The 18440-nt window shown below is 71.6% G+C and carries 16 protein-coding genes; 7 read left to right on the top strand and 9 right to left on the bottom strand.

Annotated features, from left to right (window positions below):
• Positions 1-55 precede the first annotated feature (55 nt).
• Positions 56-631 (top strand): hypothetical protein, encoded by a 576-nt coding sequence (locus tag IL992_RS18765; protein ID WP_193204650.1) that lies wholly within the window; start codon positions 56-58, stop codon positions 629-631.
• Here IL992_RS18765 and IL992_RS18760 read toward each other — a convergent pair.
• Genes IL992_RS18760 through IL992_RS18735 form a run of 6 tightly spaced genes read right to left on the bottom strand, consistent with a single transcriptional unit; the run spans position 585 to position 7212 of the window.
• Positions 585-1616: an N-acetylglucosamine kinase gene (locus tag IL992_RS18760; protein WP_193204649.1), complete on the bottom strand. Its 1032-nt coding sequence runs from the start codon at positions 1614-1616 to the stop codon at positions 585-587. The two genes, IL992_RS18765 and IL992_RS18760, sit on opposite strands and share 47 nt — an antisense overlap.
• Positions 1613-2875 (bottom strand): 6-phospho-beta-glucosidase, encoded by a 1263-nt coding sequence (locus tag IL992_RS18755; RefSeq protein WP_193204648.1) that lies wholly within the window; start codon positions 2873-2875, stop codon positions 1613-1615. The genes IL992_RS18760 and IL992_RS18755 overlap by 4 nt, the downstream gene beginning before the upstream one ends.
• Positions 2872-3696, bottom strand: coding sequence for a carbohydrate ABC transporter permease (locus tag IL992_RS18750; protein ID WP_193204647.1), 825 nt, complete (start codon positions 3694-3696; stop codon positions 2872-2874). Before IL992_RS18750 ends, IL992_RS18755 begins: the two co-directional genes overlap by 4 nt.
• A complete protein-coding gene (locus IL992_RS18745) occupies positions 3693-4631 on the bottom strand; it encodes a carbohydrate ABC transporter permease (RefSeq protein ID WP_193204646.1) in 939 nt (312 codons plus the stop codon). The genes IL992_RS18750 and IL992_RS18745 overlap by 4 nt, the downstream gene beginning before the upstream one ends.
• Before the next feature lie 4 nt (positions 4632-4635).
• Positions 4636-5970, bottom strand: a complete 1335-nt coding sequence (locus tag IL992_RS18740) for an ABC transporter substrate-binding protein (protein ID WP_193204645.1) — start codon at positions 5968-5970, stop codon at positions 4636-4638.
• 21 nt (positions 5971-5991) lie between these two features.
• Positions 5992-7212 carry an ROK family transcriptional regulator gene (locus IL992_RS18735; RefSeq protein ID WP_193204644.1) on the bottom strand — a complete coding sequence of 407 codons (1221 nt, stop codon included), beginning with the start codon at positions 7210-7212 and terminating at the stop codon, positions 5992-5994.
• 176 nt (positions 7213-7388) lie between these two features.
• Here IL992_RS18735 and IL992_RS18730 point away from each other — a divergent pair, with 176 nt between their 5' ends.
• The 4 genes from IL992_RS18730 (at position 7389) to IL992_RS18715 (ending at position 13039) form a co-directional block, all read left to right on the top strand.
• Complete coding sequence (locus tag IL992_RS18730) at positions 7389-9641, top strand: HelD family protein (protein WP_193204643.1); 2253 nt, start codon at positions 7389-7391, stop codon at positions 9639-9641.
• A 466-nt stretch (positions 9642-10107) separates the two neighbouring features.
• Positions 10108-11664: an apolipoprotein N-acyltransferase gene (lnt, locus tag IL992_RS18725; protein ID WP_319018651.1), complete on the top strand. Its 1557-nt coding sequence runs from the start codon at positions 10108-10110 to the stop codon at positions 11662-11664.
• The gene (locus tag IL992_RS18720) at positions 11664-12407 is read left to right on the top strand and encodes a polyprenol monophosphomannose synthase (RefSeq protein ID WP_193204642.1); all 744 of its coding nucleotides are present in this window, start codon (positions 11664-11666) and stop codon (positions 12405-12407) included. The genes lnt and IL992_RS18720 overlap by 1 nt, the downstream gene beginning before the upstream one ends.
• A gap of 77 nt (positions 12408-12484) precedes the next feature.
• Positions 12485-13039, top strand: a complete 555-nt coding sequence (locus IL992_RS18715; protein WP_193204641.1) for an FxsA family protein — start codon at positions 12485-12487, stop codon at positions 13037-13039.
• Between the two features lie 126 nt (positions 13040-13165).
• Here IL992_RS18715 and IL992_RS18710 read toward each other — a convergent pair whose 3' ends face one another.
• Both IL992_RS18710 and IL992_RS18705 read right to left on the bottom strand, forming a co-directional pair.
• Complete coding sequence (locus IL992_RS18710) at positions 13166-13960, bottom strand: PRC-barrel domain-containing protein (protein ID WP_193204640.1); 795 nt, start codon at positions 13958-13960, stop codon at positions 13166-13168.
• Between the two features lie 235 nt (positions 13961-14195).
• The gene (locus IL992_RS18705; RefSeq protein ID WP_193204639.1) at positions 14196-14393 is read right to left on the bottom strand and encodes a hypothetical protein; all 198 of its coding nucleotides are present in this window, start codon (positions 14391-14393) and stop codon (positions 14196-14198) included.
• Between the two features lie 151 nt (positions 14394-14544).
• Between IL992_RS18705 and IL992_RS18700 the strand changes: the two genes are divergently transcribed.
• A complete protein-coding gene (locus IL992_RS18700; protein WP_193204638.1) occupies positions 14545-16707 on the top strand; it encodes an HNH endonuclease signature motif containing protein in 2163 nt (720 codons plus the stop codon).
• Between the two features lie 148 nt (positions 16708-16855).
• Here the strand turns inward: IL992_RS18700 and IL992_RS18695 are convergent, their stop codons facing one another.
• On the bottom strand, positions 16856-17557 hold the full coding sequence (locus IL992_RS18695; protein ID WP_193204637.1) for a CBS domain-containing protein: 702 nt from the start codon (positions 17555-17557) through the stop codon (positions 16856-16858).
• 220 nt (positions 17558-17777) lie between these two features.
• Between IL992_RS18695 and IL992_RS18690 the strand changes: the two genes are divergently transcribed.
• The gene (locus tag IL992_RS18690) at positions 17778-18437 is read left to right on the top strand and encodes a CBS domain-containing protein (protein WP_193204636.1); all 660 of its coding nucleotides are present in this window, start codon (positions 17778-17780) and stop codon (positions 18435-18437) included.
• Positions 18438-18440: the final 3 nt, after the last annotated feature.

Raw genomic sequence — 18440 nt, 5'->3', positions numbered from 1 at the left:
CCGGCGCCGCCGGGCCCTCGCGGGAATGTCGGTCGGCGCCGCTACAGTCCGGGCCATGACGACGCAGGACCCGTCGTACCGGCTGTTGCTCACGCCTGCGCGCGCGCCGATCCGCGAGCCCGTCACCAAGTTCGGCGGGCAGCCCGTATGGGTCACCGGACCGCAGTGGCCGCTGTCGCGGCGGGCCGAGGCGCCGATGGACTTCATCGGCCAGTTCCGGCTTCCCGGCGCCGGGACACGCATGGCGTATCTGTTCATGACAGCGCTGCAGGACGTGGACGGCACATGGGAGAGCGAGGGCGGGGAGAACGCCCTGATCGTCCAGCCGGGACGGATACCGCCGCACGTCACGACGGTCCCTCTCGCGGAGGGCCCGGCGCTGGGATCGGAGTTCGAAGTCGAGTTCGAGGTGACGAGCCCGGGCGAGCTCGACGACGCGCTGGACAGCCGGATCGGGGGCGAGCCGACGTGGCTGCAGGCCGAGTCTTACCCGCCCGGCGCCTGGGGCTTCCTGTTCCAGCTCGACTCGTGCGGCCCCCTGGAGGAGGTCAACGTCGGCGACGTCGGCGTCGGCTACGGCTTCCTCAGCCCCGACGAGCAGGAGGGGCGGTTCCTGTGGCAGTGCTGCTGAGGACGTGCGGCAGGAAGTGCGCACGCACCCGGGCGTACGCCTCGGGGGGCGCGCCGAGGCGGTCGAGGCCGAGCAGGGCGGCGCCCACGATCGGCGGCACGTCGGCCACGACGAGCCGGGCGAACGGCGCGCGTTCGGCGTAGTGCCGCTCGACCAGCGACGTCAGCAGGGGGTGCCGGGCGGTCAGCACGCCGCCGCCGAGCACGACCTCGCAAGGCGTGGCGAGCAGGCCGAGCCGCCGCATGGCGACCACGCCGAGCAGCGCGATCTCCTCGGCCTGCCGCTCCACCAGCGACCCGGCGATCGCATCGCCGTCCGCGGCGGCGGCCAGCAGGGGCGGCACGAGGGCGTGCAGCCGGTCGGCCGGCAGGTCGCCGAAGTGCAGCCCGACGACGGCCTCCTCGACCGTGGCGGTGCCGAAGCAGGCGCGCACGACGTCGGTCAGCACGGTCGCGGGGCCGCGGCCGTCCTCGGCGCGCACGGCGTGCCAGAATGCCTCCTCGCCCAGGTGGTGCCCGCCGCCCCAGTCGCCGCTGAGGCGGCCGAGCGCGGGGAAGCGGGCGACCTGCCCGGCGGGGGAGACGCCCACCGCGTTGATGCCGGCGCCGCAGACGACGGCCACGCCCCATCCCGCGCCCGACCCGGCCCGCAGCAGGGCGAAGGTGTCGTTGCCCACGTCGACCTCGGCGCCGTAGCCGCGGGCCAGCAGTTCGGCCCGTAGCCGCTCCTCCTCGACCGGCAGGTCCGCGCCCGCGACGTACGCCGCGACGTGGTCGGCGTACGGCGGTGAGGCGGCCTCGTCGGCGAGGGCACGCCGTACGGTCCGGCCGATCACCTCGACGGCGGCGGCGGCCCCGGCGCTCTGCGGCAGGAACGCGGGCCCGCGCGCGGTGGCGAGCACCGTGCCGTCCTCGCGGACGAGGGCGACGTCGGTCTTGCTGTTGCCGCCGTCCACCGCCAGGACCGTGCGGGAGGGGGTGGTCACCGGGCCACCGCCCACGGCAGGAACGCGCGGTTGGCCTCCACGAGGCGCGCGGCGAGGTCGTCGGCGAGGGAGGCCTGGCCGACCAGCGGATTGGCCAGCAGGGCGTCCCTGACGCGGTCCTCGCCGCCGTGCAGGGCCGCCTCCAGGGCGAGCGACTCGTACGCCGACACGTGGGCGACCAGGCCCCGGTAGAGCGGCTCCACGGGATCGACGGGCAGCGGGACGGCCCCGGCGGCCCCCACGGCGGCCGGAACCTCGATCACCGCGTCGTCGTCGAGGAACGGCAGCGTGCCGTTGTTGCGGGTGTTGACGACCTGCACGTCCCCGCGGTCGCCCATGAGCGAGGCGACCAGGGCGACGGCGGCCTCGGAGTAGAAGGCGCCGCCGCGCCTGTTCAGCAGGTCGGGCTTGGTGTCCACGGCCGGGTCGGCGTACATCTCCAGCAGCGCCGACTCCATCGCCGCCACCTCGGCGGCCCGCGACGGCGAGGTCCGCTGCTCGGCCACCACGCGGTCGTGCTCGTAGAAGTACCGCAGGTAGTACGACGGCACGGCGCGCAGACGGCGGACCAGGCCGACCGGCAGGCCGACGGCCTCGGCGATGCCCTCGCCGTGCTCGTCCAGCAGGCGGGGCAGCACGTCCACGCCGTCGAGCAGGACGGACCGCTCCCAGGTGAGGTGGTTGAGCCCGACGTGGCCGAGCGCGATCCGCTCGGGGGCCACGCCGAGGAGGGCGGCGAAGCGGCGCTGGAACCCGATGGCCACGTTGCACAGCCCGATGGCCCGGTGCCCGGCGTCGAGCAGCGCCCGGGTGACGACGCCGACGGGGTTGGTGAAGTCCACGATCCACGCGCCGGGCGCGTGCGTGCGCACCTTCTCGGCGATGTCGAGCACCACGGGCACGGTCCGCAGGGCCTTGGCGAGGCCCCCGGCGCCCGTGGTCTCCTGCCCGACGCAGCCGCACTCCAGCGGCAGGGTCTCGTCGACGTTCCTGGCGGCCTGGCCGCCGACGCGCAACTGCAGCAGCACCGCCGCGGCCCCGGCCACGCCGTCCTCCACGCGGGTCGCGGTGGTCAGCGTGGCCGGATGTCCGGCGCGGGCGAGCATCCGCCGGGCCATCCCGGCGACCGTCGCGAGCCGTCGCTCGTCGGGGTCGACGAGCGCGATCTCCGACAGCGGCAGCTCGCCGCGGAGGCGGGCGAAACCGTCGATCAGCTCCGGCGTGTACGTGGAACCGCCCCCGACAACGGCCAGCTTCATTTGACTCCCGTCAGCTTGACGCCCTCGATGAAGACCTTCTGGGCGAAGAAGAAAACGATGATCACCGGGGCCATGGCCAGCAGCGTGGCGGCCATCGTGAGGTTCCACTGCACGCGGTGCACCGACCGGAACGCCGCCAGCCCCAGCGACAGCGTCCAGTTGTCCAGGTCGGTCCCCGCGTACAGCAGGGGTCCGTAGTAGTCGTTCCAGCAGTAGAAGAACTGGAACAGCGCGACGGCGGCGATGGCCGGGCGGGCCATCGGCAGGATCACCCGCACGAGCGTGCGGAACTCGCCGCATCCGTCGACCTTTGCCGCGTCGGAGTACTCGCGCGGGATCGTGACGAGGAACTGGCGCAGCAGGAAGATCGAGAACGCGTCGCCGAGCAGCATCGGCAGGATCAGCGGCCATAGCGTGCCGGTCAGGTGGAAGCGGGCCCAGATCAGGTAGATCGGCACCGCCACGACCTGCGGCGGCAGCATCATCATGGTGATCACGAGCAGCAACGCCGTCCGGCGGCCGGGAAAGCGGAACCGCGCCAGCGCGTACGCCACGGGGATCGACGACAGCAGCATGAACGCGGTGGCGAGCACCGAGTAGAGCAGCGTGTTGCGGATCCAGGTCAGCAGCGGCGCCTTCTCGAAGATCTCGGCGAAGTTGCCCCAGTTCCAGGTGTGCGGCCACAGGTCGGAGGTGAGCGCCTGCCGGTCGCTCATCAGGGCCGTGAGCGCGATGAACACCAGCGGGCCGAGGAACATCAGCGCGAGCGCGATGCCCAGCGCGTGCCGCGCGACCCACAACAGCACCGAGCGCCTCGTCATACGTCCTCCTCGCCGAGGCCGCGGAACTGCCGCAGCAGGATGAGCGTGAACACCATCGCGACCGCGAACAGCACCAGCGCGAGCACGCAGGCGTAGCCCATCGCGTAGTCGCGGAAACCCTGCTGGAACAGCCACTGGGGGAACGTCAGCGTGGACTGGTCGGGGTAGCCGGGGGTGAAGACCGACCCGGCCGAGTCGGTCGCCCCGGACGCGACCCGCGCGGCGACCTCGGCCTGGGTGAAGTACTGCAGCGTCTGGATCACCCCGGTGACGAGCGCGAACATCAGCACCGGCCGGATCACCGGCAGGGTGATCGACGTGAACTGCCGCCAGCCGTTCGCGCCGTCGATGGCGGCGGCCTCGTAGAGCTGTTTCGGCACGTCGAGCAGGGCGGCCATGAAGATGACCATCAGGTCGCCGACCGACCACAGGCCCAGCAGAGTGAGGCCCCACTTCGACCATGCCGGGTCGCCGAACCAGTCCGGCGCGGGCAGCCCGACCGCCGACAGGATCGCCTGCACCGGCCCGGTGCCGGGGTTGAGCAGGAACACGAACCCCAGCGTTCCGGCCACCAGCGGCACCAGCGCCGGCAGGTAGAAGATCGTGCGGTAGACCCCGGCGCCGGCCTTCAGCCGGGTCACCAGCTGGGCGACGCCGAGGCCGAACAGCACCCGCAGCGGGACCATCACCACGACGAGCCACAGCGTGTTGCGGATGGCCGTCCAGGCCGCCTGGTCCTTGAGGAAGTACTCCCAGTTGAGCAGCCCGACCGGCTCCAGGGTGAACAGGTCGTACCGCTGGAAGGAGAAGTAGACCGTGGACACCAGCGGGTAGACGAAGAAGATCGCGAACCCGGCGAGCCAGGGGGACAGGTAGAGCAGGGCGCGCAGATTTCCCCGGCCGGGGTTCTTGTGGCGCAGCGCCGTTCCTGCCATCGGCTCAGCCGCCCGCCGTCAGCTTGAGCTTCTCGTCGATCTTCTTGTCGACCTCGGCGAGCAGCGCGTCCAGGTCGGACGCGCGGCCCGACTCCCACTTGATCTGCGCCTCCTGCAGCGTCTGCTGATTGAAGACGGAGTTGACGTGGGCCGGCAGCGTCGTGCTGTTGGGGTTGGCGAAGACGTCGAGGAAGGTCTGGAAGTTCGGGTCCTTCTTGAGGTCCGGCGACTGGAGCGCGGGCAGCGTGCTCGGCACGTTCCTGATCGCGTTCGACAGCGTCACCAGCGAGCCGGTGTCGGTGGTGAGGTATTTCACCAGTTCCCAGGCGGCCTCCGCGTGCTTGGCGCCGCGCGGAATGCCGATGACGGTGCCGGTGATGAAGCCCGCGCCGTACCGCTGCGGCTGGTCGTCCGCCACCGGCAGCGGAGCGGTGCCATAGTCGAGGTCGGGGGCGTCGGCGGCGAGCATGGCCGTGCGCCACTCGCCGTCGATGGCCATGGCGACCTTGCCCTTGTTGAACGGGTTCTCGGCCGACCACTCGTCGCCGAAGCTCTTGCGGAACTTCTCGAGCCTGTCGTAGCCGTACCAGTCGGTGAGGTCCTTCTGCCAGGTCATCAGCTTCTTCCACTGCGGGTCGGAGCCGATGGCCGAGGTGCCGTCGGGGTTGGTCCACTTCGCGCCGACCATCACGCCGGTGTGGATGGGGGCGTTCTCGTACATCTGGCTGGTCGGGACGAACCCGGCGACCTTGATGTCACCCTTGTCGTCCTTGACCGTCAGCTTCTTGGCGAGGTCGGCCAGCTCGCTCATCGTCTTCGGCGGCTGGTGGCCCTTCATGAGCGCCTTGTTGTAGTAGAGGCCGTACGCGTCGGCGAGCATGGGCATCACGCAGCGCTTGCCCTGATACTGCGTGTACTCGGCGATCACCTTAGGGAACAGCGACGCCGGGTCGATGCCGCTCGCCTTCAGATACGGGTTGAGGTCCTGGAAGATCCCGGCCTTGCAGAACTCGGCGACGCTGTCGGTGGTGAACGACAAGGCCACGTCGGGCGGGTTGCCGCCGCGCACGGACTGGAGGATCTGGGAGTCCTGGACGGCCTTGGTCGGCTTGACCGTGATCCAGGGGAACTTCTTCCGGAAGCCGGCGAGGGTCTCGTCGAAGGCCTTGAGCTCGTTGTCGGCGCTGAAGCCGTGCCAGAACTCGATGGTGACCGGCTCGTGGCTCGCCCCGCTCTGGGCCACCTTGGGCGGCCCGCTCTCGGTGCCGGCCGTACAGGCGGTGAGCGCGAGCCCGGCCCCGATGGAAAGTGTCGTGGAGAGGAAGAGAAGGCGTTTCATGGGGGGTGCCTCCCTAGTGCATCAACAGTGCGTCGAAGGGGATTTGTTCACCGCGCCGAACAGCTCCTCGCGTACGGCGCCGAGCGCGAGGTCGAGGGCCCCGGCGAGGACCGGGTTGCCCTCCAGGGTGGACAGCAGCACGCGGGGGCGGGGGATGGTCAGCGCGTGCAGCTCACGCTCGACCGTCTCCCGCAGGACCTCGCCGCCGGCCAGCAGCACGCCGCCGGACAGCACGACGATCTCGGGATCGACCACGGCCGTGATCGCGGCCAGCCCCAGCGCGAGGCGACCGGCGAGGTCGCGGAGGGCCTCGCGCGCGCTCTCGCCGTCCGGACCGCCGCGTCCGGCCACGGCGATCGCGTTGCGGACGGCGCCGCTCGGCGTGGAGCCGCGCACGCCGTGCGCCCGCAGGAGGGCGAGCACGGCCGGGCCGCCCGACAGCGCCTGGAACCCGTGGTTGGCCCGCCTGCCGACGTCCCGCGCGGTGGGGGCGCCGACCACGGGCATGTAGCCGACCTCGCCCGCGCCGCCGGTCGCCCCGCGATGGAGGCGGCCGCCGATGACGAGGGCCGCGCCGATGCCCTCGTCGGCCCACAGCAGCACGTAGTCCTGGTGGCCCCGGCCGCTGCCCCTGGACCGTTCGGCCTGGGCGACGAGGTTGACGTCGTTCTCCACGTCGATCGGCACGCCGATCCCGTCGCGGAGGGTTCCGATCAGGTCGGGGATGTGCCAGCCCGGGATGTGGGCGGCGTAGCCGAGCCTGCCCGTCGAGGGGTCGACGGCGCCGCCGATGCCGACGACCACCCGGCTCAGCTCCGTCGGGTCGAGCCCGGCCGGGCCGCACGCCCCCGCGAGCGCGGCCCGGACCCGCTCCACCACGTCGCCGCCGGTGCGCCCGGGGGTGGCCAGCCGGTGCTCGGCGACGACCGCGCCGGTGACGTCGGCGACCGCCACGGCGATCCGCGCCGGCGTGACGTCCAGCGCCGCCACGTGCGCCGCGCGCGGGTTGATCCGGTACAGCTCGGCCGTACGGCCCGGCAGGCCCTCGCGGATGCCGTCCAGCACGACCAGACCGGCCTCCTGGAGCCGGGCCAGCAGCTGGGAGGCGGTCGGCTTGGACAGGCCGGTGAGCGCCCCCAGCTCGGGCCGGGTCAGCGGGCCGCGTTCGAGCAGGACCATCAGCGCGGCGCGGTCGTTGATCGCGCGCAGCAGGCTCGGCGTCCCCGCGATGGGCCGGGTCATACGTTCTCCCACGAAGCGGGTTAGGAAAGTTTCCTAACTTTGGCTGCGACCGTACGAACGGGCTCGAGCGCCGTCAAGAGCGCGATCCGCGCCGAGATCCATCTGTGACCGCACCTGTGGCCGCGCCGTGCCCGATGCGGGAGAAGGGCGGTGCGGCACGTAGAATCTGGCGGCCTATGCCAGAGTCTTCGACGGGCGAGCTGGCCCGGGAGCAGAAGTACGTCGCCGCGCTGTACGAGCGCCTCGACGTGCTGCGGGAGCGCACGCGCGGGCAGCTCGACGCCGTGCTGGCCCAGGGGGCCTTCGGCACTCACCAGAACCGCTCGGAGCGCGACAACTTCGCCGTCATGTACACCCAGCGGCTGGCCCGTCTGTGGGCGGTGGAGAACGGCCTGTGCTTCGGCCGGCTGGACCTTGCCGAAGAGAGCCGGGCGGACGCCAACCGGCTGTACATCGGCCGCATCGGCCTGTCGGACGACGACCAGCACCGGCTGCTGATCGACTGGCGGGCCCCGGTGGCGCAGCCGTTCTACCGGGCCACCCCGGCCGCCCCGATGGGCGTCACCCGGCGGCGCCACCTGCACACGCGGGGCCGCAGGGTCACCGCGATCGACGACGACCTGCTCGACCTCGACAGCCTCACCGACGCCGACCGGGCCTCGCTCAACGGCGAGGCGGCGCTGCTGGCCGCGCTCGGCGAGAAGCGCACCGGCCGCATGCGCGACATCGTGGCCACCATCCAGGCCGAGCAGGACAAGATCATCCGAAGCGACCTGAACGGCGTGCTCGTCGTCCAGGGCGGCCCTGGCACCGGCAAGACCGTGGTGGCCCTGCACCGCGCGGCCTACCTTCTCTACACCTACCGTGAGCGGCTGGAACGCCGGGGTGTGCTGATCCTCGGGCCCAACCCGACCTTCATGCGCTACATCGAGCAGGTGCTTCCGTCTCTCGGCGAGACCGACGTGCTGCTGTCCACCGTGGGCGAGCTGTACCCGGGCGTCACCGCGACCCGGGAGGAGCCGGCCGAGGCCGCCGCGGTCAAGGGCCGGATCGCGATGGCCGACGTGATCGCGCGGGCCGTGCGGGAGCGCCAGCGGATGCCGCGCACGCCCGTGGAGATCAAGCTCGACAAGTTCACGCTGAAGCTCGACCGGCAGACGCTGGAGGCGGCCCGGTCGAAGGCCGGCCGCTCGCGCCGCCCGCACAACCAGGCCAGGGCCGTCTTCATCCGGCATCTGCTGACCGCGCTCACCCGGCAGGCCGCCCGGCACCTGGGCCGCGGCAATCTCGACGACGCCGACTTCGCCGACCTGCGCGAGGACCTGCGTACCGAGGAGCCGGTGCGGGTGGCCCTCAACCGGCTGTGGCCCTACCTGACGCCGCAGCAGCTGCTGATCGGCCTGTTCACCGACCGCGACCGGATGGCGACGGCCGGGCTGGGTGCGCCGGAGCGCGACCTGCTGCTGCGCGAGCCGCCCAAGCAGGGGGAGAACTGGTGGAGCGCGGCCGACGTGCCGCTGCTCGACGAGGCCGCCGAGCTGCTGGGGGACATCGACGAAGGGGTGCTGCGGGCGGCGCGCCGGGCCGAGCAGGAGCGCGAGGAGCGCATCGCCTACGCCCGCGAGGTGCTGGAGCTGACCGGCCTGGCCGACATTATGGACGCCGAGCGCTTCGCGGAACGGCACCAGGCCGAGGACGCCTATCTCACCACGGCCGAGCGGGCCGCCAGGGACCGCACGTGGGCCTTCGGCCACGTGATCGTGGACGAGGCCCAGGAGCTGTCCGAGATGGCCTGGCGGATGGTCATGCGGCGCGTTCCCGGCCGGTCGATGACGATCGTCGGCGACATCGCGCAGACCGGGTCGGCCGCGGGCGCGGTGAGCTGGTCCCGGGTCCTCGATCCGTACGTCGCGGGCCGCTGGCGCGAGGAGCACCTGAGCGTCAACTACCGCACCCCTGCCGAGCTGATGGAGGTCGCCGCGCGCGTGCTCGAACTGGTCGGCTCCGACCTGAAGGCGCCGGAGTCGGTGCGGGAGACGGGCGAGCGGCCGTGGGCCCTGCGGGTCGCCACCCTCGCGGAGGCGGGCCCGGTGGTCGCGGCGGAGGTCGTCGGGGAGGGCCGCCTCGTGGTCATCGCCCCGGCCGGGATGACCGAGGAGATCGGGGCGATCGTCCGGGCCGCTGTGCCCGACGCGGCCACCGGGCCCGGCCCGGCCGCGCTGGACGCGCCCGTGGCGGTGCTGTCGGTGACCGAGGCCAAGGGGCTGGAGTTCGACTCGGTGATCGTGGTCGAACCCGGCCGGATCCTGCGGGAGTCGCCGCGCGGCCCGAGCGATCTCTACGTCGCCCTCACCAGGGCCACGAGCCGCCTTGGCGTCGTTCACACGGAGGAATTGCCCGAGGTCCTCGACGGTCTGGAACGACGCTGAACGGGCACCGCTCCTACCTGCGTAAATGTGGTGTTTCCGCTGATCGGGACGCGGTTGACATCTGCGCTGAGGTCGGTAGTTTGCTGCGCAGTCCAGCACGGGACTGACCGGTTGGCCGCTCTATGGCGCCGCCGACCTCTGCGTCGATGACGGAGCGTGACACCGTCAGCACACCAGGCGCAGGGCGGCGTCCCGCCGAGGCGGGGCACCCCATCCGGCCGGGGGGTTGGACCCAGGAGGGGCCCGGGCACCCAGTAGACAACGGAGCTCCGCGCCCGCCGCCGACGGGACGGAACCGGTCCGAAGGGCCGCCCGGGCCTTCTTCCCTTCCTCACTCCTCCTCGCCGCCCTCACCGCCGCCGTACAGTGGCTGAGGCCGGTTTGGCGGCCTGCGCCGCCGTCTGCGACCCTGACCTGGAATGATTTTTGGCGTCAGGACCATCGACACGCGAGGAGAGACTGTCCCGTGGCACTGAAGACGGCACAGGACGCGGCACCGCCCGCCGCCGCGGCGCCGAAGCCGCGAGTGCCTGGCGTGCTGGTCCGCCTCACCGTCTCCGTCGCGGGCGGTCTGGTGCTCTACCTCGCCTTCCCGCCCATCGGCTGGTGGTTCTGCGCGCCTGTGGGCGTGGCGCTGCTCGCCCTCGCGTTGTACGGCACCCGGCCGCGCCGGGCGGCGTGGATCGGGTACGCCGGGGGGCTGGCGTTCCTCCTGCCGACCCTGGCCTGGGTTCGCCCGATCGGAGACGACGCCTGGCTGGCCCTGTCGGGCATCGAGAGCCTGTTCTGGGCCGCGCTGGCCTGTGTGGCCGTCCTCGTCATGCGGCTGCGCCTGTGGCCGCTGTGGGTGGCCTGCCTGTGGGTCGTGCAGGAGTGGGCCCGGGGGCTGTTCCCCGTCGGGGGCTTTCCCTGGGCGCGGCTGGCCTTCAGCCAGGGCGAGTCGCCGTACACCGGCTTCGCCGCGCTGGGCGGCGCCCCGCTTGTAAGTTTCACGGTCGTCCTCACGGGAGCCCTGCTCGCCGCCCTGGTCACGCGACGTCCGCCGAGGTGGCGGGCCGACCGGGTGGTTGCCGGAACGCTCCTCGCCGCGATAGCCGTACCGGTGCTGGGGCTGGTCGTGCCCCGGCCCGGCGACGAGGGCAGGACAGTGCGGATCGGTGTCATCCAGGGCAACGTCCCTGGGCGGGGGATGTACTTCCTCGGCGACGAGCCCGCCGTCGTGCTGCGCAACCACGCGGACGAGACGCACCGGATGGCCGAGGCCGTGCGCGCAGGGAAACTCCAGCGGCCCGACATCGTGGTGTGGCCGGAGAACTCCACCGACATCGATCCCTACACGAGCGCGTACGCCCGGCAGGTGATCGACTCCGCCGCCAAGGACATCGGCGTGCCGATCCTCGTCGGCGCGGTGGTCAAGATCGGCACCGAGAACCGGGCCACCCGCGGCGTGGTCTGGGACCCGGTCACCGGTCCCGGCGCGTACTACGACAAGCGGCGGCTGGTGCCGTTCGGCGAGTACACCCCGTTCAAGGAGCTGTTCCTGGCGCTGTCGTCGCGGGCCCAGCTCGTCGGGCGGCAGTCGGTCCCCGGCGACAAGCCGGGAGCGCTGCGGATGGGGCCGGTGACGATCGGCAGCGTGGAGTGCTACGAGGTGGCGTTCGACAGCACGGTCCGCGACACGGTGCTGGCCGGCGGTACGCCGCTGGTGGTGCAGACCAACAACGCCAGCTACGCGCTCACCAACCTGCCGCCGCAGCAGCTCGCGATGTCGCAGCTGCGCGCGGTGGAGTTCAACCGTGCGGTGGTCACCGCTGCGACCACGGGAATCTCCGCGTACGTCGGCCCCGACGGCCGGGTCGGATGGCGTACCGGCGAGCTGGTGGCGGGGATGAACGTCCTGGACGTCCCCGTCAGGACGAAGAACACGGTGGCGGCGGAGGTAGGTGCGCTGCCGGAGTGGATCATGGTACTCATGGGAGCCGGAGCGACGGTGGCGGCCATCTCTGGGCGGAGGAGAACCTGATGGAGCGGACCCCAGGGCGGGTGCTCGTGATCGTCCCCACGTACAACGAGAGGGAGAACCTCCCGTTGATCACGCGGCGGCTGCGTGAGGCGCTGCCCGACGTGCATCTGCTCGTGGCCGACGACAACAGCCCCGACGGCACCGGCCGGGTCGCCGACGAGCTGGCGGAATCGGACGATCACGTCCACGTCCTGCACAGGACGAGCAAGCAGGGGCTGGGCGCCGCCTACATCGCCGGGTTCCGGTGGGGCCTGGCCGAGGGCTACGACGTGCTGGTGGAGATGGACGCCGACGGCTCCCACCAGCCCGAGGAGCTGCACAAGCTGCTCGACGCGGTGACCGACGGCGCCGACCTGTCAATCGGCTCCCGGTGGGTGCCCGGCGGCAAGACCGTCAACTGGCCGTTCTCGCGCGAGCTGCTGTCCCGGGGGGCCAACACCTACGTCCGGCTGGTGCTCGGCATCCCGGTGCGCGACGCCACGGCGGGCTTCCGGGCCTACCGCGCGGCCACCCTGGAGAAGATCGGGCTGGACGACGTCGAGTCGCAGGGCTACTGCTTCCAGGTGGACCTCACGCTCCGCACCGTACGGCAGGGCCTGCGGGTGACCGAGATACCGATCACGTTCGTCGAGCGCACCGTGGGCAGCAGCAAGATGAGCCGGAAGATCATCTTTGAGGCCTTCTGGCGCATTGCCGTCTGGGGGGTCACCGGTTTCGGTGATCGGTTTCGCCCGAGGCGATAGGCGCGATCCACAGGAACCCCAGCGGCCGCGGGGACGTTGACGCAGACGTACGAGTGCCGGGGTGAGTGGGGCAAGACATGGTGCGGATCGGGCTGTTCCTCGGGTTCCTTCTGGTTCCCGTCCTGGAGATCTGGTTTCTGATCCGGGTGGGGTCCGTGATCGGTGGGTGGGAGACGGTCGCCCTGCTCATCGCCGACAGCATCCTCGGCGCCTGGCTGGTGCGCCGTGAGGGGCGGCGGGCGTGGGCGGCGCTGCGCACGGCCATCGAGTCGGGGCGGATGCCCGACCGGGAACTCACCGACGGGGCGCTGATCGTCGCCGGCGGCGCTCTCCTGATGACCCCCGGCTTCCTGACCGACCTGTTCGGGTTCTTCATGATCCTGCCGTTCACCCGGCCGATCGCCCGGCGCTGGCTGTCGTGGTTCCTCGGCCGCCGCGTGCGGTCGCTCGCCGCCCGCTCGCCGTACGCGCCGCTCTTCGACCGGACGGGAGGGTTCGGCCGGGCTGCGGGGTTCGACGGTGCGGCGGGCTCCGATGGTACGCATGGTTTCGGCGGTGCCGCTGGTTTCGGCGGGCCCGCCGGCGCCGGCCGGGGCCGCGTCGTGCACGGCGAGGTCATCGACGACGACTGAAGGCGGCCGGGCACGCCGTTGCCCCGGCGGCGGAGGCGCACCGGGGCAACGGGGCTGGTGACGAGCTGCTACCGAGCTCTTCCGGGTTCTCCCGGGTTCTTCCAGGTTTTTCCAGGTGATTTCGGCTTACAGGCGCGGCTCGTCCGGGTCGGGGATGTCCTGGCTGTCACGAATGTCCCGGTGGCGGATGTCCCGATCACGCGCGTCCGGGTCGATGACGAACCGGTCGCCGGCCCGCGTCACCGGATCTCCGGTGCCGAACCGCTCCTGTGAGCGGGCCGCCGGGTCCTCGGTGCCGTACCGCTCGCTCGACGTGCGCGAGGGATCGCCGCTGCCGAACAGTTCCTCGGACCGCGTCTCGGGGCCTCGGGGCGCCAGCGGCTCACCCGGGCGCGTACCGGGGATCTCGGCGTCCAGCCGGTCCCTGGAGCCGAGCGCCGGGTCGTCGGTGCCGTACCGCTCCCCGCCGCGGGTCACGGCGTAGTCCGAGTAGTCGCCGGGATCGTCCGTGCCGATCCCCAGGCGTTCACGTTCACGCCGCCCGGTGCTGTCGGCCCAGCCGGTGAGGCTGTCGGGCCGGTTGGCCCGTTCCCAGGCGGCATCCCAGTCCATGTCGTAGTGCCGGTAGAGCTCACGCTCCTGCTCGGCGGACAGGTGCCCGTCGGCGTCCAGGTCCACGTCGGGCGCGTTCTTGACGTGTTCCTTGTCGTACGGGACCTCGACATGGCCGGCCGTCAGGTCCGCGTCGTGCACCGGGACGAAGGTCTCCTTGGTGTGGAGAAGTCCCGTCTTGACGCAGAGCCACTTCGGCCGTCCCGTCGCGTCGTCGAGGAAGACCTGCGCGACCTCGCCGATCTTGCGGCCGTTGAGGTCGTGGACCGGGTTGTCGAGCACCATGGGGATCTGCTCGTGAGTGATCACGCGCTTCTCCTTGTCTCTCGCTTGGTCGGTCGCTTACTGGGCTACCGCCGATGGGAGAACGGAAACCACCTTTTTCGGAATTCGCCTCCGAAGTGTCCAGCTGCTACGCCGAAACGGTCGGCATCGCCGCAGGTGAAGGCCCGCACGCGGCGTCCTCCGCCGCGGCGGAATTCGCCGTCCGGCCCGGCCGGGGCAGGGTCCTTCGGCCTGCCGCGGCGGGAGGAGCGGTCCCCCGTCACCCCGACCTGCTCGACGCCCGCAGCCGCGCCAGGCGGTCGCCGGGCTGCCGCGAGTGCACGCCTTCCTCGCCCAGACCCTGCTCCCGTACGAACATGGCTGGGGAGGCCCGGCTGTATCCGCCGATGAGGGGCCCGCTGCCCCGGGATCGCCCGACCTGTGCGCCTGCCTCATGCGGCTTGCGTGCGGTGCTCACTGTGCATTCCGCGCGGGCCGAACGAAAGGCGGCTTATGCCCAGAATTGCGGTTCGGCCTGTGACTCCATTTAATTCGGCTGCGCGGTTGAGCACGGTGAGCAGTGCGTGAAAGAATTCATACAGGTTTTCGAATGAGCATGAGGAGGGGTCATGGAGTCGCCGCTCGTCGATCCTCACCGCCTCGGCCGTTCGAACATGCCTCGTCAAAATGGACTGCAGTGGCTGAATGCCCGATCGCCCCTCTGGTCATCCGGAAGCACGCCCTCCGGCGGCGATTACGTTCGGGGGCTTTCCGATGAGCCGGGCCGGGATCCTCGTGTCGTGCAAAGATGGAATTTCCTTACCGAGCAGATGCGACTGCATTCAAATGCCGCTGCCGAAAACCGCGCATATGCGACCTCGCATACAGGTGCCTCCACCGGCGCCGACAGTGCGGGTGGTTGTCAGGCCGGCGCCGGTCGAGAGCGGGCCCGGTCGTCGTGGGTGTTGGTGGGTTCGCTGCGTGAGTCGGCGCAGGAGCTGGCGCTGGCGCCGTTGCCGGATGATGTGGATATCTGTCTGGTCGAGGCGGAGGAGTTGATGGTCGCGCGGGATCGGATCACGTGTGCTCTTGCTGAGCGTGTGGGGCGGGTGCATCGGGCGGGGCAGGCCAAGCGGCATGGGCATGCGTCGACCCGTAGTTGGTTGCGCAGCGCCGGGGGGATGGGTGTGGCGGGTGCGGGCCGGTTGCTGACCGTGGCGGTGGAGCTGGCTCGTCTGCCGCGGGTGCGTGCGGCGTTTGTGGCTGGGGAGTTGGCGGCGGGGGTGGTGGAGGCGATCTGCACCGCCACCGCCCGGTTGAGCGATGAGCAGGCCGGGGTGGCTGAGCCGATTTTGCTGGAGCTGGCGGGCAAGGCGGGCCCTGGGGAGGTGGCCAAGGCCGGGCGCTACCTGCGTGCGGTGCTCGACCCTGATGGGGAAGAGGGCGATGAGCAGGCCGATTACGGGCGGCGGTTCCTGCGGGTGCGCCCTGCCCGGGGCGGGGGGTTGGAGGGGGAGTTTTATCTGCCGCGGGAGGCGGCCGCCCGGTTGCGGGCCCTGCTGGACGCCTACGCCAAACCCCGTGCGGAGGGTGATGACCGCCCGCCGAGCGTGCGTAACGCCGATGCGTTCATCGCGTTGCTGGAGCAGGAGATCGCCACCGAGCTTTTGGTCCTGGTCAACGCCGAATCCCTCCCCGTCGACCCCGAGCCCGAGCACCCCGGCCACGCCGAAGCCGCCGACCCTAGCGAGGCCGACAACACCAGCGGCTGCATCCCGAGCGACACCGGAAGCGCCGCCGACTCCGCCGATTCCGGCGACATCGAAGACATTGTCCCCAGCGACGCCGACGGCACCGGCAGCCCCGGCGACCTCGGCCCCGCCGCCGACCCCGGCACTGCCGAGGCAGAGGCAGGGGCAGAGGCCGATGTAGCCGCGGGTGCCGGTGCTGGTGCCGGTGCTGGTGCCGAGAGTGCCGACCGTGCCGCCACCGCCGCCCGCGATGCGGAGTCTCGCGACCCCGGAACCGGTGAGCGCGGGAGCGATGAGGAGCGGGCCCGTGAGCGGCAGGCCAGCGAGTGCGGGCCGCGCGGCGCCGCGAGCACCGCCGCTGCCGGGGGCGACGGTGCCGCAGCCCGCACTGGAGCGACGCACGCCAGGCGCACGCCCGCACGGCCTACGCGCGGCGGCAGCGGGCATCCGACCACAGCGCCTCCGACCACAGCGCCTCCCAACACGGCGCCTCCGACCACAGCGCAGCAGGATCCTCCTCCCGAGGACGCACCTGGACATCGCACCCACGCCGGGCGGCCTGCGGGGGACTGTCGGCGTGGGCAGGGCACGCGTGAGGACCACGGCGACGTGCGCTGTGGGCTGCTGGGGACGGCGCCGGGGTTGTTGCTGGCGACCGGGCAGATGCTGCCGGTCTCCAGCGTGCATCGCCTTGCCCGCACCTCCACGCTGGTGCGCCTGGTCATGGACGCCGACGGGCAGGTGCTCGATATGGGCCGCAAGGTCCGCCTGGCCACCCCCGCCCAACGCCGGGCCGTCTTCGCCCGCTACGCCACCTGCTGGATCGACGGCTGCCCCCTGCCGGCCACGATGTGCCAGATCGACCACGCCGACAACTGGAGCACCGGCGGCCTGACCGACCTGAAACTCCTCGGACCGGCCTGCCAGTTCCACAACCGCGACCGCTACCGCCACCCCGACCGCTACACCCGACGCAAACTCGGCACCGACCGCTGGGCCTTCACCTACCACCCAGCCCCCATCAGGGTCCGGAGCTATTGACATGAACCCAGACGTGAACCCGAACATGAACTGGGAACATGAGCCGAGCCGCAGGCGGGTGGAGGCTCCGGCATGCGCCGACCTCGCTGCGCATGCCGGTGCTGGCGCATGCCGGTGCTCGCGCGGGCCGCTCCGGCCGTGCTCCGGATCAGGCCCCCTCCCAGGGGCCGACGTCGTCCTCCTTCCACTCCAGGCGGTCGACGACCCCGATCACGCCGTTGGTCCGTTCGACCATCCGCGTGAGCACCCGCGCCTGGGAGCGGCGCTCCAGGGCGCCGGTGAGCGTCACCACGCCTTCCGACACCGACACCTCGACGCCCGACAGGTCGGCCCACAGGCAGTTGCCGATGATGTCCTCGCGTACCTCGTGAGCGATGTCGGCGTCCGCACGGGCGAGGACCTTGAGCAGGTCGTGGCGGCTGATGATGCCCACGAGCACGCCCTCGTCGTCCACGACAGGGAGGCGTTTGACACCGTGCTGGCTCATCTGCCGCGCTGCGCTGACCACGCTGGTGTACGGCCGGGTGGTGACCGCGGGGGTGGACATGAGTTCGGCGGCGGTCACTCCACGGGCCCGCGCCTGGCTCCTGGCGGCCCCGTGCCCCACGGCCTCGCGCAGGCGGGCGCGTAGCGGCGGCCGGTAGCCCTCCCGGTAGAACTGCTCGCGGAACTCCTCCTTGCGCAGCAGGTCGGCCTCGGAGACCACGCCGACGACGTGGCCCTCGCCGTCGACGACGGGCACCGCGCTGACCTCGTGCGCGATGAGCACCTCGGCCACGTCCCTGAACGGCGTGCTGCCGTTGACGGAGGCGACCTCGCTGGTCATGACGTCCCGCACCTTCATGTGCATGATCGGCTCCTTCCCGGGCCGTCTGCCGTTCCCAGTCCCATCGCACCGCCGTACGGGCCGGATGCGAAGGGACTGACGGCCCTGACGGCGGGGCCCTTCGCCATGCCTCGCCCGGGACGGCGCGACGGGTGGCCGAAAGTCCCGGGTGGTCAGGACCTTCACCGCTGACCTCGAAAGACATGGAGAGGCACGCTGGCACTGAGAGATGGGAGGCGTCGTCATGACGGCGAAGGTGAAGGATGTCATGGGCAAGGTCGCCATCGCGGTGCCGATGGACGCGTCGTTCGCGGACCTTGTCGCCACCATGCAGCGGTTCAAGGTGGGCGCGGTCACGGTGATCGACGCCGACCGGCGCCCGGTCGGGGTGGTGTCGGAGGACGACATCCTGCTGAAGGAGATCGACCCGGGCGAGAGCGTGCTCGACGGTCCCCGCAGGCGTGAGGAGCACCGGAAGGCGACGGGCACGAAGGCCGGCCAGATCATGACGCGCCCCGCGATCACGGTCACCGGCGGCACGTCCGTGCGGGACGCGGCCCGGCTGATGCACCGCAACCGCATCAAGCAGCTGCCCGTGATCGACGCCATGACCGGCCGCATCGTGGGGACGGTCCACCAGGGCGATCTGCTGCGCGTGTTCGTCCGTCCGGCGGAGGACATCCTGGCCGACATCGAGGAGATCGCCGCCCGGCTGAACCTCGGCCCCGACGACCTCCGGATCACCGTCTCGGGCGGCGTGGTCGCGATCGACGGACAGGTGCCCCGCAGGTCGGACATCAAGCCGCTGCTGCACGCCGTACGCCGGGTCGAGGGCGTCGTCGAGGTGGACGCCGACCTCGCCTTCCTCGTGGACGACCTGCTCATCGCCCCGCCGTTGCTGTGACCG

Source organism: Microbispora sitophila, from assembly GCF_014892245.1.
Classification (GTDB): domain Bacteria; phylum Actinomycetota; class Actinomycetes; order Streptosporangiales; family Streptosporangiaceae; genus Microbispora; species Microbispora siamensis.
This window is presented reverse-complemented; position numbering and strand designations above follow the sequence as displayed.